General features: G+C 56.4%; 15 protein-coding genes. 6 read left to right on the top strand and 9 right to left on the bottom strand.

The features are described from left to right. Positions 1 to 95 precede the first annotated feature (95 nt). The 3 genes from KVU_RS14280 to KVU_RS14270 form a co-directional block, all read right to left on the bottom strand. Complete coding sequence (locus tag KVU_RS14280) at positions 96 to 650, bottom strand: DNA-3-methyladenine glycosylase (protein ID WP_014538249.1); 555 nt, start codon at positions 648 to 650, stop codon at positions 96 to 98. 2 nt (positions 651 to 652) lie between these two features. Then, positions 653 to 895 (bottom strand): hypothetical protein, encoded by a 243-nt coding sequence (locus KVU_RS14275; protein WP_162467621.1) that lies wholly within the window; start codon positions 893 to 895, stop codon positions 653 to 655. 317 nt (positions 896 to 1,212) lie between these two features. Further along, entirely contained in the window at positions 1,213 to 3,261 is a 2,049-nt protein-coding gene (locus KVU_RS14270) for a catalase (RefSeq protein WP_013368459.1), read from the bottom strand. Positions 3,262 to 3,589: 328 nt separating this feature from the next. Between KVU_RS14270 and KVU_RS14265 the strand changes: the two genes are divergently transcribed. Continuing rightward, on the top strand, positions 3,590 to 4,477 hold the full coding sequence (locus KVU_RS14265; RefSeq protein ID WP_013368457.1) for an SDR family oxidoreductase: 888 nt from the start codon (positions 3,590 to 3,592) through the stop codon (positions 4,475 to 4,477). Between the two features lie 50 nt (positions 4,478 to 4,527). Here the strand turns inward: KVU_RS14265 and KVU_RS14260 are convergent, their stop codons facing one another. Together KVU_RS14260 and KVU_RS14255 are read right to left on the bottom strand one after the other, a co-directional pair. After that, positions 4,528 to 4,917 (bottom strand): PRC-barrel domain-containing protein, encoded by a 390-nt coding sequence (locus tag KVU_RS14260; protein WP_013368456.1) that lies wholly within the window; start codon positions 4,915 to 4,917, stop codon positions 4,528 to 4,530. Between the two features lie 22 nt (positions 4,918 to 4,939). Further along, entirely contained in the window at positions 4,940 to 5,332 is a 393-nt protein-coding gene (locus tag KVU_RS14255) for a hypothetical protein (protein ID WP_162467625.1), read from the bottom strand. A 79-nt stretch (positions 5,333 to 5,411) separates the two neighbouring features. Here KVU_RS14255 and KVU_RS14250 point away from each other — a divergent pair, with 79 nt between their 5' ends. Both KVU_RS14250 and KVU_RS14245 read left to right on the top strand, forming a co-directional pair. Next, entirely contained in the window at positions 5,412 to 6,062 is a 651-nt protein-coding gene (locus KVU_RS14250) for a response regulator (RefSeq protein WP_013368454.1), read from the top strand. Positions 6,063 to 6,116: 54 nt separating this feature from the next. Next, positions 6,117 to 6,353: a hypothetical protein gene (locus KVU_RS14245; protein ID WP_013368453.1), complete on the top strand. Its 237-nt coding sequence runs from the start codon at positions 6,117 to 6,119 to the stop codon at positions 6,351 to 6,353. 9 nt (positions 6,354 to 6,362) lie between these two features. Here the strand turns inward: KVU_RS14245 and KVU_RS14240 are convergent, their stop codons facing one another. After that, on the bottom strand, positions 6,363 to 6,959 hold the full coding sequence (locus tag KVU_RS14240; RefSeq protein WP_014538245.1) for a sigma-70 family RNA polymerase sigma factor: 597 nt from the start codon (positions 6,957 to 6,959) through the stop codon (positions 6,363 to 6,365). Between the two features lie 300 nt (positions 6,960 to 7,259). On the opposite strand from KVU_RS14240, the gene KVU_RS14235 reads away from it, so the two are divergent. Then, the gene (locus KVU_RS14235) at positions 7,260 to 10,382 is read left to right on the top strand and encodes a CheR family methyltransferase (protein WP_013368451.1); all 3,123 of its coding nucleotides are present in this window, start codon (positions 7,260 to 7,262) and stop codon (positions 10,380 to 10,382) included. Here the strand turns inward: KVU_RS14235 and KVU_RS14230 are convergent. Then, a complete protein-coding gene (locus KVU_RS14230) occupies positions 10,379 to 11,608 on the bottom strand; it encodes an NAD(P)/FAD-dependent oxidoreductase (RefSeq protein ID WP_013368450.1) in 1,230 nt (409 codons plus the stop codon). The two genes, KVU_RS14235 and KVU_RS14230, sit on opposite strands and share 4 nt — an antisense overlap. A 233-nt stretch (positions 11,609 to 11,841) precedes the next feature. Here KVU_RS14230 and KVU_RS14225 point away from each other — a divergent pair, with 233 nt between their 5' ends. Continuing rightward, the gene (locus KVU_RS14225) at positions 11,842 to 12,339 is read left to right on the top strand and encodes a YciE/YciF ferroxidase family protein (protein ID WP_013368448.1); all 498 of its coding nucleotides are present in this window, start codon (positions 11,842 to 11,844) and stop codon (positions 12,337 to 12,339) included. Between the two features lie 30 nt (positions 12,340 to 12,369). Here the strand turns inward: KVU_RS14225 and KVU_RS14220 are convergent, their stop codons facing one another. Next, a complete protein-coding gene (locus tag KVU_RS14220; RefSeq protein ID WP_236953167.1) occupies positions 12,370 to 13,818 on the bottom strand; it encodes a PAS domain-containing protein in 1,449 nt (482 codons plus the stop codon). A 355-nt stretch (positions 13,819 to 14,173) separates the two neighbouring features. On the opposite strand from KVU_RS14220, the gene KVU_RS14215 reads away from it, so the two are divergent. Next, the gene (locus KVU_RS14215) at positions 14,174 to 14,623 is read left to right on the top strand and encodes a TspO/MBR family protein (RefSeq protein WP_013368446.1); all 450 of its coding nucleotides are present in this window, start codon (positions 14,174 to 14,176) and stop codon (positions 14,621 to 14,623) included. A 48-nt stretch (positions 14,624 to 14,671) separates the two neighbouring features. Here KVU_RS14215 and KVU_RS14210 read toward each other — a convergent pair whose 3' ends face one another. Continuing rightward, on the bottom strand, positions 14,672 to 15,049 hold the full coding sequence (locus KVU_RS14210) for a PRC-barrel domain-containing protein (RefSeq protein ID WP_013368445.1): 378 nt from the start codon (positions 15,047 to 15,049) through the stop codon (positions 14,672 to 14,674). Positions 15,050 to 15,058: the final 9 nt, after the last annotated feature.

Here is a 15,058-nt window from a genome sequence, read left to right as displayed (position 1 = left end):
TGAGTGGTCCGCCCCATCTGACGCTTGTTTCTGCAAAGGTCACGCGAGGTTTAATCATCGGAAGACCTGCGACAACCCGCCCGCGCGCCGCAATTTCAGAACTTTCGACTAAGCCCCGGCTCTCCAGCCAATCCAAAACGCCACGGCACATCTTTGGCCCGCGTGATGCCAATGCGCGGGCCGCAAAGAATGTCTTTGTTCGATCTGTCATCAAATGTCAGCGCAAGATCGGTGCCATCGAAGGGGCGGCCATTATCTGAGAGCTGGACATTCAACGCCTGGGTCAGTCGCCCCGGTCCTGCGCAAAGCGGGCCTGTCGGGCGCCGTGCACGCATGTGATCAAGCCCCCATTGCGGCCGCAGGGCGCGGATAAGGACCGCTTCACCGGGCCGGCCAACCACATTCAGACAGACGTGGATTCCATAAGAGAGGTATACATAAGCGTGCCCCGCTGGCCCGAACATCGCGCCATTACGCAGGGTTGGCCCGCGAAAGCTATGCGACGCGGGATCGGTTGCGCCATAGGCTTCGGTCTCGATGATCACGCCCCCGACGACCCCGCGTACGGTCAAGGTCGCGCCCAGCAACAGCTTTGCAAGCGTGCATACATCCAAAGAGGGGTCAAACGGCGGAAAGGCGGGCAATGACATCACTAATCAGCAGAGGCGTATAGCAGGGCAATATCGCGGTGATAAAGCGCGCAGGCAGCGCTCTCATGGCGCAGAACCGCGCGGCGCGGCTCGAGGGTCACCACGCATCCATTCTCAAATTGATAGGCACGCTCACCATTGGCCAGCACCTGCTGCTGTGGCACCTCGTCCATCGGGCGCTGTGCGACTGACGGGGCGCAGGCCGCAACGAGGGTTAAACACATAAACGCCGCGTATTTCGTCATGATATTTCCCTTGGTGGTAAACGCATATTGCACGCGCTCTGATGGCCTATCAACTCATCCGCCCTGCCGGACAGATTTGTGTGCGACGGGGGGTAAGTTCAGCGGCTAAGTCATCAGATGAAAAGAATAAGTTTCGCGTTTCATATGCGGCAAACCGGACCGGTTCGTCCAATAAGAGCGACAGCGATCAGGCCGCGGCGGCGTCTTTTAAGGCGCGGGATCGACCATGCCCACCGTGCAACACCGCGCGCCAGATCGCGCCGCAAAAATACGGGTGGGGCGCCCGCGCATAAGACGCCCCACCGCAATACCCGCTCTTACGCCAAATCGCGCAGCGTCGCTTCGCGCGACCAATAGCGGTATTTCGCCATCTCGGCCAATTGGGCGTTGGTGCCAATGCCTTCACCATCTGCGATCCCCGCCCGGTCCAAAATGACTTGCGAGCCCTTGCAGTGCCCGATGGCCTTCAGATGCGCATAGGCATCCATGACAAATGCGATCGCGGCGGCCTCTTTTGCCAGCGCCTCGGCCTGCTTGGGCATCAAGATCATAGCGATCGCATCGAACAGCACCGAAGGGGAGCCCGCAAGCTGGCCATCTGCCTTGATCGTGCCACCCTTGAGCTGCAATTCTCCAACCTTCGGTGCCACAATAAATGCCTGACCGCCCTCGCCCTCGATCGCGGCAATGAGATCATCCAACGCCTGCTTGTCTGACCCTTCGGCGATCAGCACGCCGACCTTGCGGCCCTCTAGCTTTGCATGCCAGTTCGATTGGATTGACAGCGCGGCCGAGGTTCCCAAATCTTGCGGCGCCACGAATGGGGTGGCAGCCTGCGGCAAAGCCACGCCCAGACCGCGCGCCACACGCGCGCCAAGCTTTTCGTCGATGACCCGCAGATGCGACAGCACCCGCTGACGCACGTGATCAGCCTGGACTTTTGACAGTTCAAAGACGAAAGCAGACGCAATATGCGCGCGTTCATTATCCGTCATCGAGTGCCAATACATGCGCGGCTGGCTGTAGTGATCGCCGAAACTTTGCGGCCGCAATCGCTGCTTATCACCCTGCACCGCCTGCCTCGCGGTTGCAAAGCCCTGGGCGCTGGGACGTGGGCCGGGGTTCTCGCCTAATTCATCAAGGCTATTTGGTTCGTAATTCGCGCGCCCTTTGGGCACGGCGGTCTGCATCAGGCCATCGCGCATCATATTGGCATAGGGACATTTCGGGGCGTTCACCGGGATCTGGTGGAAATTCGTCGTTCCAAGGCGCGACTTTTGCGTATCAAGATAGCTGAAAAGCCGACCCTGCAGCAGCGGATCGTCCGAAAAATCAATACCCGGCACGACATTCGAGGGCAGGAAGGCCGCCTGCTCGTTCTCAGCGAAATGATTGTCGGGGTTTCGATTGAGGGTCAGGCGACCGATCACCCGCAGCGGCACAAGTTCTTCGGGGATAATCTTCGTGGGGTCGAGAACATCATAGGGCAGGCTATCGGCGAAATCTTGGTCAAAGATCTGCACCGCGAAATCCCATGACGGGTAATCGCCTGCCGCGATAGCCTCATAGAGGTCGCGCCGGTGATAATCATTGTCGGCACCCTGCAGCTTTGCGCTTTCATCCCAGACCAGCGATTGCGTCCCCAGCACCGGCTTCCAGTGAAACTTCACAAAATGACTTTCACCCTCGGCATTGACCAACTTAAAGGTATGGACCCCAAAGCCTTCCATCATGCGCAGGCTTCGCGGAATGGCGCGGTCGGACATGGCCCAGATCACCGTATGAAGCGATTCCGGCATCAGCGAGATAAAGTCCCAAAACGTGTCATGAGCAGAGGCGGCCTGCGGAAATCCACGATCCGCCTCCATCTTCACGGAATGGATCAAATCCGGGAACTTGATCGCGTCTTGGATGAAAAAGACGGGGATATTGTTCCCGACAAGGTCCCAGTTGCCCTCGTCGGTGTAGAACTTAACCGCAAAGCCGCGCACATCGCGCGGTGTGTCAACAGACCCCGCGCCCCCCGCGACCGTCGAAAAGCGTACAAAGACCGGGGTCTCTTTGCCTTTTGCGGCAAACAGAGTTGCGCGGGAAAGTTCCGGGATCGGATCGGTGCAGGTGAACACCCCATGGGCGGCGGACCCGCGTGCATGGACAATGCGCTCGGGGATGCGCTCGTGATCGAAATGAAAGATCTTCTCGCGTAGAAGAAAGTCCTCCAAAAGTGTGGGGCCACGCTGGCCAGCGGTCAATGAATTCTGGTTATCCGATATCGGTATACCGTGATTGGTTGTCAGTGCTGCGCCACCCGTCTGCTGGGTCTCGCCACCATTTCCAATTTTGCTTTCATAGGGCTTGCGCGTCATCTTCCTGCCTTTGGTATGAGGTGGGCCTCGCCGGGCGCGCCGACGTTACGGTTCAAACCGCTCTCCCTTCCAACGATCTCGCCCGGTATAGGTTCCCCTTCACGGCGTCCGCCAAGTTTGATCCAGCACAGACGAAACCCGCGCAGCCGGCCGTTATAGACAAGGCCGGTGACCATCAGATGTGGTCGCTGCGCGACGCGGATCACCCCAGCGTTCCAATTCAGGCCCGCCGTTTGAAATCAGGCCAAAGCGGGACGGCGCATGGGGGACATTGTCTGGAACAATTGGCCACCCTGCCCGTTTTCTTCTTGCATCAAGGAGACAGAAAATGAGCGATGATAAGAACACGGCGCATCCCGCATATCCCATGCCACCCTACCCTGCGCAAACACAGCCCGCGCCGGGTTCGTTTCTTAAAATGGACCCCCGGCCCGATCATGGCGAGACAACCTATAAGGGCAGCGGCAGGCTAACGGGAAAAAGGGCTTTCATCACCGGCGGTGATAGCGGCATTGGTCGCGCTGTCGCGATCGCATTTGCCCGCGAAGGTGCCGATGTCGCGATCGGATATCTGAATGACGCCGAAGACGCCGATGCCAAGGACACGTTGCGCATGATCGAGGCCGCAGGCCAACGCGGCCTGTTGATCCCCGGCGATATCGCAGATGCAGATTTTTGTCGCAGCGCTATTGCCCGCGTGGTCGAGGCCTTTGGCGGCATTGATATTCTGGTCAACAACGCCGCCCATCAGTCAGAGTTTTCCGAAATCGAGGACTATGCTGATGCCGAATGGGAAAAGACATTCGCCGTCAACATTCACGCGATGTTTTATCTGGTGAAGGCCGCAGTTCCGCATATGCAGGCGGGCGCGTCGATCATTAATTCGACCTCTGTGAACGCTGACCAGCCAAGCCCGGCTATGGTGGCCTATGCGGCGACAAAAGGCGCGATTCAAAATTTCACAGGGGGCTTGGCGCATCTTTTGGCCAAACGCGCAATTCGTGTGAACTGCGTCGCGCCCGGACCCGTCTGGACCCCATTGCAGCCGGCGTCAAAATCCGCCGAGGATGTCGCACAATTTGGTGCAAATAGCCCAATGGGCCGTCCGGGACAGCCCGCCGAGCTGGCGTCGGCCTATGTCATGCTGGCAGATCCGATTTCCAGCTATACATCAGGTGCGACAATCGCTGTGACGGGCGGCAGACCGATGATTTAATGGAAAGGCCGGGCGAAAACGCCCGGCTCAATCCCGAAAAGGCGCAGGACTTAATCCTGATGGGGGTCCATGGCTTCCAGCTCGGCCCGCGTGACCGAGGCCTCAATATGCGTGGCAGAGCCATCGCCCGCGCGGGCAACATGGAATGCGTCAATCGGCAGGTGCACGATTTTGCTCTCGCCGCCGATATAGGCGCCGACATCGATCAAGACAGCGGTGACGGCGTCGCCGTCCACTTCCAAATCAGTGACGGTGCCGATCGTCTCTCCCGAAGCATCCAGGACTGTCGCACCGGTCAACTCTTGGGCAGAGGGCGCGGCCATACCAGCATCCGTGCGCGGCGCGGCCGGATCAACAGCCTGTCCATCAAGGGTGGTCGTACCCGACGGGCCCGCACCTGCATCTTCGGGCGGCGCTGCTGTCGCCTCTGGGGCAGGCATTGCCGGTGCCCCGGCGGGCGGTTCAGCGGCTTGCTGGGCCCAGCCCGCGGTTGCGGCGGTTAAAACAATAGCGCTCGTTAGCATGAAGGTTTTCATTGGATATTCCGATCATGTTCATGCCGCCACTTGGCAGCCATATGAGGGAAACCGGCTGACGCTGCGATAGTTCCATGTCATTCTGGGCCCCAAGCGGGGTAAAGCGGCCCGCGGCCCTGATGCGCGCAAAACTGCGAGGAAACCCGCCATTTTCCCCGATCACGGCTGGCGGAAAACCGCGCTGCCCGTCCGGGTTTCGCCATGAGACGCCGCCCTCATACCCCTGCAAGCGACGATTCCAGTTGTCATCCTGCGCCCGGTCTATACAAACTGAAACCGTTAGGTTCGTGCCAGAACGATCGGTCAACGGCTGGCGCATTCCATCCAACGCCTAGGAATCTATACGGCTTCACAAGTCCGGTTGTGCGCCGCATCCCCGCATAAAGGAGGGACGCGTGATGGCATATCTTGAACAGAAATTTAGCGCGGCGAATGACCCGTCCGAAGGCCAAAGTCTTGGCACATTCGGCCATGCGCTTTCCCACAAAAAAGCAGTAAGAATACTGGTCGCTGAAGACGATTTTATGATGTCGGACCAAATCGTCAGCGATATTGAGATGACCGGAAATACTGTCGTTGGCCCCTTCGCATCGATTGAGGCCGCAGCCCCGTTCATAGCCGAGGCGCAGGCTGCTATATTGGATATCCGGCTGGGTCGGCTCAATACGTTCGATCTTGCGATGAAGCTGCGTATGCGGCGTTGCCCTTTTTTGTTTTATACCTCTTTCTCGCCGCGGGCGTTGCCCGATGCATTACGCACGGCAAGCCTGCATAATAAACCGACGTCGACACTGGCGCTTCTTGCTGACCTCGATCTGCAAAATCGCGATATCCCCCTGAAGGATAAGGTTTTTAGCCTGCTGCCCTTCCTGCGGATGCGCGCAAGGCAGCTTGTATATGATCAGGCGGCGGCAGATCGGCTGGTGGCCGCCACACTGGAAAAATCGATTTCACAGACAGCGATGCTTGATGAAATGAATGTCACACCTTTTCTTTTTCAGAAACTTGAACGCGAGTTCATGCGTTACGGTCGTGAGTATATGATATAGGGACATTCAATCCCTTAGCGCAGTGGTCCCGCATTATCCGCAGTCAGGTAGATTATGACGTCAAACGATAAGTTAACACATCTTTCCGACCAAGCGGAACGCGCATCCGAAGCACTGATGCCGGAGATCCGCGACAACCTGCGTGCAATGGTCGGCGCCGTGGCGATGGAGCCGTTGCCTGACCACCTTACAAAGCTGGCAATCGCCTTGGGCGAGGCGCTGGAGCGCGCCCAAGAACAGAAGCAAGCCTCTGAAGCAGATCGTCTAAACGCCACCCCCGACAGGGAATAGCCCCGAGATTTAGCTGTCCAGATCTAGCTGTTCGCGCAGCGCCGCTCTGGCTCTGCTCAGCCGGCTTTTCACTGTGCCGACATCACAGCCAAAGACCTCGGCCGCGTGCGTATAGCTTTCGCCCATCACCGCGATGACCATGATCGCTTCGCGGTGATGCAAAGGCAATTTTGCGATGGCTTGTTCCATTTCGACCAGCCTGAGATTCCAATACTGGCCGTCGACTTCGATCGAAATCTCATCGGCGATACATTCGGGGCCGCCGGTATATTCCCGCTGGCGCTTGTGCCAGAGTGTGTAGAACCGGTTGCGCATGATGGTGCAGAGCCAGGCGCGTAAATTCGTCCCAGGCTCGAACTGTGCTGCCTTTTCGATGGCGCGCAACAGCGTGTCTTGCAACAGATCGTCGGCATCCGCGTTATTACGGCAAAGGCTGCGTGCGAACAGGCGAAGCGCGGGTATGTGCGCGACCACATTGATCCGCTCGACTTTGCGTATCATGCTTGGCGATTTGGCAAGTTTACGCGTCCCTTGCGCAAAAAGCCTGTCGGCGTCCAAATGTGCATGGACACTGTCACGCGCCGACAACAGGCCAAACTCAGTCATCGATAAATCCCCCCACCGGATGCAAGGCATGCGCTGAAATTGCAGGCCGCCCTCTCCCAAGCACTAGTCAAATTCCCGCTGCCCTGATTCGGTTCCCGTCTGGCCGTTATGCCTAGACAAAATTCAGCTATGCAGCCGAGCTTGTTGCGGCGCAGCGGCGCAGCGATCACATCGATAAGGATCGTCCGTTCATGCCAAGAAGCGCGCCGCGACGCGACAAGTCCCACACTTGCGCCACTTCATACCCTGACAAACTGCGCACCTATCACTAGAATGCACCGCAACAGGTCTTAATTTTGGATGCTGCGCTTGTCTGACAGGTTTCCTATCGTCTCAATCGGTTGCGCCCAAAGCGCCCTTCCCGCGCTCGAGACATTTTTCGAGACGCTCGAGCCGAACCCGGGGTTCGCCATCGTTATTGTGATGCACCTAGAGGAGCTTCGCGACAGCGATGTTTGCGACGCCATCGCAGGCTGGACCGGTATGCCCGTCGCTGTCGCAGCCGCAGATACGCCTGTTGCGTCTAACACCGTTTACATCATGCCCGCGGATGCAATCCTGACGATCGAGGATGGCGTGCTGCGGTCAAACGCGCCGGACATGGCCAAGCGCGAGCGTAAGCCCGTGGATGTGTTCTTTGCCGACCTTGCCCAAGATCAGCGCGAATATGCCGTTGGGGTCATACTTTCGGGCGGAAACGCAGACGGAACCTTGGGCGCCAAGGCCATTCGCGAAGCGGGCGGTCTGACGCTTGCCCAATCCCTTGATGATGACGAAGCGCTCAACCCTGACATGCCGCAAAGCGCTATCAGCATCAACATCATCGACCTTGCCATCCCTGTCGAAGAAATCCCCGACCGCCTTCGGATTTTTGCACGCAGCTTTGACACGCTGGAGGCCGTAAGCCGCGCAAGCGACGAGTTGACCCGGACGGATCTGCAGCGTGCGCATCGTGAAATCTGCGCCATACTTGCAGGCCACTCGACCCATGACTTTTCAGGCTACAAAACCAAGACGTTTTTCCGGCGTGTTCGCAGACGGATGCAGGTTCAGCAAAGCGAGACACTGGACAATTATATTGATTTGTTGCGCAAGGACCCGACAGAGGTAACGAACCTTTTTCGTGATCTTCTGATCAACGTCACGAGCTTTTTTCGGGACGAAGACGCGTTCAAGTTACTGGAAAAAGAGATTATTCCGAAACTTTTCGAACATAAAAAGTCTTCTGATACCCTGCGCATTTGGGTGCCCGGATGTGCAACGGGCGAAGAGGTCTATTCCATTGCAATCTTGATGCGCGAATTCATTGAGCGGCATCCGAATGCCCCGCGCGTGCAGATATTTGCGACCGACATCGACGAGGCTGCACTCTCTGTTGCGCGCGCCGGGCGCTATCCAGAGGCATTGCTCGACGGCCTGTCGGCGGAGCGTCGTCGGCGCTATGTGCGCCCCGATGGCGCGAGCTTTGTGATCATCAACGAAGTGCGCGAGATGTGTGTTTTCTCGCCCCATAGTCTGGTGCGCGACCCGCCGTTTTCGCGCATGGATATGGTGTCGTGCCGTAATCTACTGATCTATTTTGGCCCCGAGGTGCAGCGCGATGTGATCCCGGTGTTTCACTATTCTTTGCGCCCGCGTGGGTATCTGTTTCTTGGCAGCTCGGAAAGTATTGGCAAACATAGCCATCTTTTTAGCACGCTCGATAAAAAGCACCGTATTTTCCAGGCCCGCGACCATTCGCCAAAAGCGCTGCGACTGACGTCGAATGTCAGCCACAATCGGTCTTTCCTTTTCACGGATGCCAGCGCGAGCTCGCAAAAGGAGCGGGACACCTCGCTGCGAAGCAAAGTGGAATCCCGCATTCTGGAACGGTTTGCCCCCGCGCATGTTGTGGTGAACTCTGATGCGGATATCGTTTATTATTCTGCGGGAACCTCGCCCTTTCTAGAAGCGCCCCAAGGCGTTCCGAGCCGTCAATTGATGACCCTCGCACGAAAGGGGCTACGTCTGGATCTGCGCGCTGCGCTAAGTGAATGCGTTTCAACGCAAAAAAGGGTGACGCGCCAAAATCTGCTGGCCGAACGCGAAAGCGATGAGGTGCAAATCGTAGATTTCACCATCGAGCCAATCAGCGATCGGGCCGGTGCGGAACAGCTCTATCTTGTTGTGTTCGAGGCGAAGTCCCCGCCATCCGCACAGGCACTGGGTGGCCAGTACAGCCTGTCGGACGACCGGCACACAGAGCTTGAACACGAGTTGCGGGATACCAAAGAACGGCTTCAATCAACGATTGAAGAATACGAAACAGCGCTTGAAGAGCTTAAATCCTCGAATGAGGAGCTTGTTTCTGTGAATGAAGAAGTCCAATCAAGTAACGAAGAGCTGGAGGCATCCAAAGAGGAGATGCAGTCGCTCAACGAAGAATTAAATACCATAAATTCCGAATTGAACGGAAAGATTGAGGAGCTAGATCGCGCCAATAATGATTTGCGCAATCTTTTTGAAAGCACCCGCATTGCAACGATCTTCTTGGATCGTGGACTTGTTATTCGTACCTTTACACCTGAAGCCGCCCAATTCTTCAATCTGCGCACGAATGATGTCGGTCGCCCCCTGACAGAACTGTCCAGCCAACTCGATTATCCCAGCCTGAGCGAAGATATAAGAGCCGTTTTCGCCTCGGGCGATGCTTTGGATCATCATGTCGCAAAAGACCGCGACGGGCAGCAATATCTTGTGCGCGTTATCCCATACCGCACCGACGGGAACGAAATAGATGGTGTGATCGTCACTTTTGTAGATGTTACACAATTGGCCGAAGCCGAGCATATGCAGCATGTTCTGGTGGAGGAACTCAACCATCGTGTTAAAAACCTGCTCCTCGTCGTGGGATCTATTGCCAAGCGCACGATTGAAAAGTCTCAATCCGTTTCAACATTTGAGCGCGCGTTTAGTGGACGATTGGCGGCCTTAAGCCGCGCATATGGATCTCTCTCGCGGGATCAATGGGTCGATTCCTCGATCGCTGACATATTCACTGCGGAACTTGCGCCGTTTGGGCATAGTGCTTTTCACATTGAGGGCCCCGATTTATCGCTGCCGGTGCAAATCGGTCTTTCACTCACCATGGTCGCCCACGAGTTAACAACGAATGCGGCCAAATATGGCGCGCTTTCGGTCGATGCGGGTCTGGTGAAAGTGCAATGGCAGTTCGAGAACAGCCAACTTACGATTGATTGGTCGGAAACGGGTGGGCCGGGCGCGAAAGAGCCGTCTGAAAACGGCTTTGGATTCGAATTGCTAGAGGGCGAAATATCTTATCGCCTCAGCGGTGAGATCAAGAAGGTTTATGAAAAGACCGGATTTCGTGCGACGATCACGATCCCCCTGTCGCCCTATGCCACTGAAAAGTCTAAATTTTAGCGATAACGGAATATATCGGAATCTGGATCTTGATCGCCTGCAATTGCGGCCGATATGATCTGTGCGCCAATCATTGAGAAGGTTATCCCATTCCCCCCAAATCCCATAAGCGAATAGGCGTTTTTAAATCCCGGCACGCGATCAATAATAGGCAGCCCATCAACTGTGGCACTAAACGGTGCGGCCCAGGCATAATCAGGGTCCTGTAAAGTGACGCCTGTGAGCGTGGCGAGCTTTTCTTGTATAAGATGTGATTTACGCTTTAGTTTTCTTTCACTCTCATTCGCATGGGCCGCATCCTCGTCTTCACCGCCGACGATGACGCGCCCATGTGCATCGGTTCGAAAATATAAATAGGGGTCTGATGCCTCCCAGACGATTGTGTCTTCCATCCAGCGGGGCAGCGGCGTGGTTGGATAGGACGCAAGGGCCCAAGTGGATGTCACGCGGTGTGCTTTAGACCGCATCTGCACGAGATGTTCATAGCCCGTGCAAAAGACAATATCGCGCGCACTAATAGAATGCCCGTCACCTGTTGCAATAGAGACGACACCCGACATTTCTGATATATCGGTGACCTCGAGTGGTGAGACGAGACATGCCCCTCGCGCAATTGCTACCTCTAAAAGCCCGGCGGTCAATTGCGCTGGATTGGCGGATGCAGAATCCTGCGACAATATCGCCCCCGTTCTGGATATATTAAAACGATCTTTTAAAGCCCCGCCGCTCAGATATTCTGCTTTAATGCCTATCTTGTTCCGCGCAGCAGCCTCGGCCGTCATAGCGCGATGGCCCATCTGGTTCCCGCAAAGGTAAAGCGCAGGCTTTGGCGCAAATTGGCAGTCTATCTTTAAGTCCTGAACCAGATCTGTCAGGTCTTTGACCGCTTTGACAGAACGCAGCCAAGCGCGATCGGCTTTTTGCACACCGATTTTGCGCCTTAGATGAACAAGTGGAACGTCAATCTCATGTTGTATCATCGCGGTCGACGCCGCAGTCGAGCCGCGCGCAGGCGGCCTGCGATCCACGATCAATACGCGATGGCCGGCGCGGGTTAGCGCCTCGCTCACCAGGGCGCCTGACACGCCAGCCCCGACCACGACGACATCGAACGCGCCGTTAGGCAACGCGTGATTGGCCTCGACCGTTGAATGTGGGGTTTTAACCCAGATAGGTGTGCCGATACGCAAATCGTCCTTGCGCGTCCGCGCGTTGTATCGCCCCATCTTGCACCTGCTCCCACTCATCCGATGTCATCATAACGCTTTATAGTCCGCGCTCAATTTCGCGCAGGCAGATCGCGCGCGGGCAGCGCCTTTTGGCCAAAGGCCTCTTGCGCAGACCGCATCATGTCTGCGGATTTTTGCGCATGATGTGACGTTGCAAGAAAAATGACGCAGATTGGGAACAAGCGCCCGGCGTGGCCGTTACTCAGACAGTCGCAAACGGAGTTAGAACCATGGCCGAGAAAACACTGGACACCCTGTTCCATGACACTTTGCGTGACATCTACTATGCAGAGCGCAAAATCCTGTCCACCCTTCCCAAGATGGCGCGGGCCGCACAGGATCAGAACCTGAAAGCCGCGTTCAAAACGCATCACGAAGAGACCGAGGGCCATATCGAGCGCCTTCAATTGATCTTTGAAATGCTGGGGAAAAACCCCCGTGGCAAAACCTGCGCCGCCATCGAAGGCATCGTCGAAGAAGGGGCCGAAATTATCGAAGAGTATAAGGGCAGCCCGGCCCTTGACGCTGGGCTGCTTGCCGTAGCCCAAGCGGTCGAGCATTATGAGATCACGCGTTACGGCACGCTACGCGCGTGGGCAAAGCAGCTTGGCATGAACGACGCTGCTGATCTCCTGTCCAAAACGCTGGATGAAGAAAGCGCGACAGACGAGGCGCTCACCGCGCTTGCAGGTGATGCGGTAAACGCTGCTGCGCAAAAGGCAGCCTAATCCATGCGGCGGGTGGCCCCAAGCCACCCGCTATCTGACCGGCACATGCGGCACCGGCGCTGTAATGCGATAAGTCAATCCGGCGTCCTCAAACAGCATTTCGCTAGACCCCCTGAACTGATTTGGCACGACGGTTTCCATGATGGTCGAGCCGAACCCGCGTGCCTTTGGCTTGACGGCGGGTGGCCCGCCGCGTTCCTGCCATTCGAACATAAAGTAGTTTTCCTGGCCTTTGATGATAGACCAGCGAATATTAACGGCGCCTGTCTCGACGCTCAGCGCACCGTATTTTATCGAATTCGTCGCAAGCTCGTAGAGGCCGAGAGTAAGCGCCGAAACCCCCACTTCGTCCAATACCAAATCCGGGCCATCAAAGGTAATCGCGTGACCGTAAAATGGTGCGATACCTTTGGCCACCACGGCCTTTGTATCGGCCGAGGTCCAGCCCTCTAATATCAGCAGGTCCTGCGCGGCGGCCAATGCGCGGATTCTGCCACCGGCGCGATGCTTTGCATCTTGTAAGTCGGTGGCATTGCGCAGCGAATGGTTAAAGATCGACTGTGCGGCGGCCATCGTATTCTTTACGCGGTGAACAAGCTCACGCGACATGATCTTGCGCTGTTCCTCTAGCTCCTTACGCGCCGTAATATCTTGCGAAATGCCAATCATAATCGGTGAAAGCGGTGCGCTTTCCGCCTGAATATGGCCGCGCACCTCGACCCATCTGTTTTGTGCATCGGGCGTCACGATACGATACTCGATGGCAAGCTCTGTGCGCCCGTCTATCACGCGTCCCACCTCGGCCTGCCACCGATCCAGATCATCCGGGTGGATGGATGCGCGCAAATCTGCGTAGCTGAAGCTGTCTTGCGGGCGCCGACCGAAGATCATTTTGCACTGGGCCGTTGCATCCAGCCGCTGGCTGGCAATGTCGAGCGTCCAGCTGCCCATACGGCTTGCACCGAGGATGAATTTCAATCGGGCTTCGGTCGCGGCGATGTCGCGCATACGGATCTCGATCTCGGCCTGCAGCTGATCCTTGTTCTTCTTCAGCTCGGCCAACCGGTTTCGCTCGGGCGATATGTCGAACTGCGACGCCGTGAAATACAGTGCCTGCCCATCCCCTGCGAAAACGGGCGACACGACCAGGCGGTTCCAGAACGACGACCCATCTTTACGATAATTCAGCAAATCAAGTTCGATGGGTTGGCGATCCGCGATGGCGGTGCGCAGCCGCGCAATGTCACCCCGGTTGGTACCTGGGCCCTGCAAAAAGCGGCAATTCCGACCGATGACGTCATCGCGTTCGTATCCCGTCAGCGCGCAAAACGCGGCATTTACAAATACGATTGGATTGTCAGGCCGCCTTGGATCGGTAACCAACATGGGCATCGGCGTCGCCAGCGCCGCGATAAAAAATGGGTTGCCTTCGAATTCACGCCCCAAGCTTTCTGGCTGCACGGCCTGTGTACCGCTCATCATAATAACTTAGCTCTCACTCAGGTTGCGTGATCGCCAGAGGCGACAACGTGTCGGGCTGCACAATATGGTTCAAAATTAGGCGTGACGTCATGCTAGCTCCAAAGAGAAAAAATGCAAGTCACAACGGATTTGCATTATAAAACAGCTATTTAGTTGTATTGAATTGGTGGCCTACGCGTCCAGCCCAGCAGGGTGTCAAGGCGGCACGATAAACGGGATCTGACGGGAGGCATGTTTTGAACCACCCTGGGCAGGTAAGGTTCCATCGATAATCAGATTTTTGGGAACTTATCAGCAGGCTGCACATTTTAGCATCACATCAATTGCACACGCATCGTGCTAAGGAGGCCATATGGCAGGTAAAATCGGGCTGGTCGCATTCATCGTCGTGGTTCTTGCCGTGGGCTTGATCATTGGCGCAACCAATATACCCGGCGCGTGGTATCAGGGCCTTGCAAAGCCACCCTTCAACCCGCCCAACTGGATATTTTCCCCTGTCTGGAGCGCACTTTACATCATAATTGGAATAGTTGGATGGCGCAGTTGGCGCGGCACAGACCTGTCGCTAAAGGTCCTGTGGGCGGCACAGATGGGCCTTAACTACCTATGGTCTCCCAGCTTTTTCGGCTTGCAGAACATAGCGCTGGCAACGGCGATTATCATCGCACTTATGGTGACAATCATCGCCTTTGTGGCCCGTGCGTTCACCGCAGACCGCACTAGCGCATGGCTGTTCATGCCCTATCTTGCCTGGGTGTCATTCGCCACGCTTCTTACGGTTTCAATCCTAGTCCTCAACTGACAAAAAAACCGGCCCAATGGGCCGGTTTTAATAGATTGTTAGCCGACTTTACGGCCAATATGGGGCGACACCAAAGTAGTCATACGACTGCTGCTGCCACTCGCGGTTGGTGCGCCAGTCATCGCTATAGCGCGGTGCACCTTCCAACTCCTCTTTCGTCAGATTCGTCGTGTAACCATGGCGCGCCTGATCATAGGTCAACTTGCCGAACGGAATGGGGTGGTAGTCCGAGCCGATACCCAGAAAACCCCCAAATTGAAGAACGCCGTAAACCACCTTGCCGCTGGTCGCGTCGATCATGACGTCATCAATATGGCCCAGATCGTCGCCTGCGGGGCTGAACACTTTGGTGCCTTTGATTTCGTCCACGGCTGACAGAAGGTGCGAAGCCTCTGCGGGATTATACGATGTTACGGGACTGCTCATCTTGGATCT

Source organism: Ketogulonicigenium vulgare WSH-001 (genome assembly GCF_000223375.1).
GTDB lineage: Bacteria > Pseudomonadota > Alphaproteobacteria > Rhodobacterales > Rhodobacteraceae > Ketogulonicigenium > Ketogulonicigenium vulgare.
The sequence above is the reverse complement of the archived record's forward strand: the minus strand, read 5'-3'. Positions and strand labels throughout refer to the sequence as shown.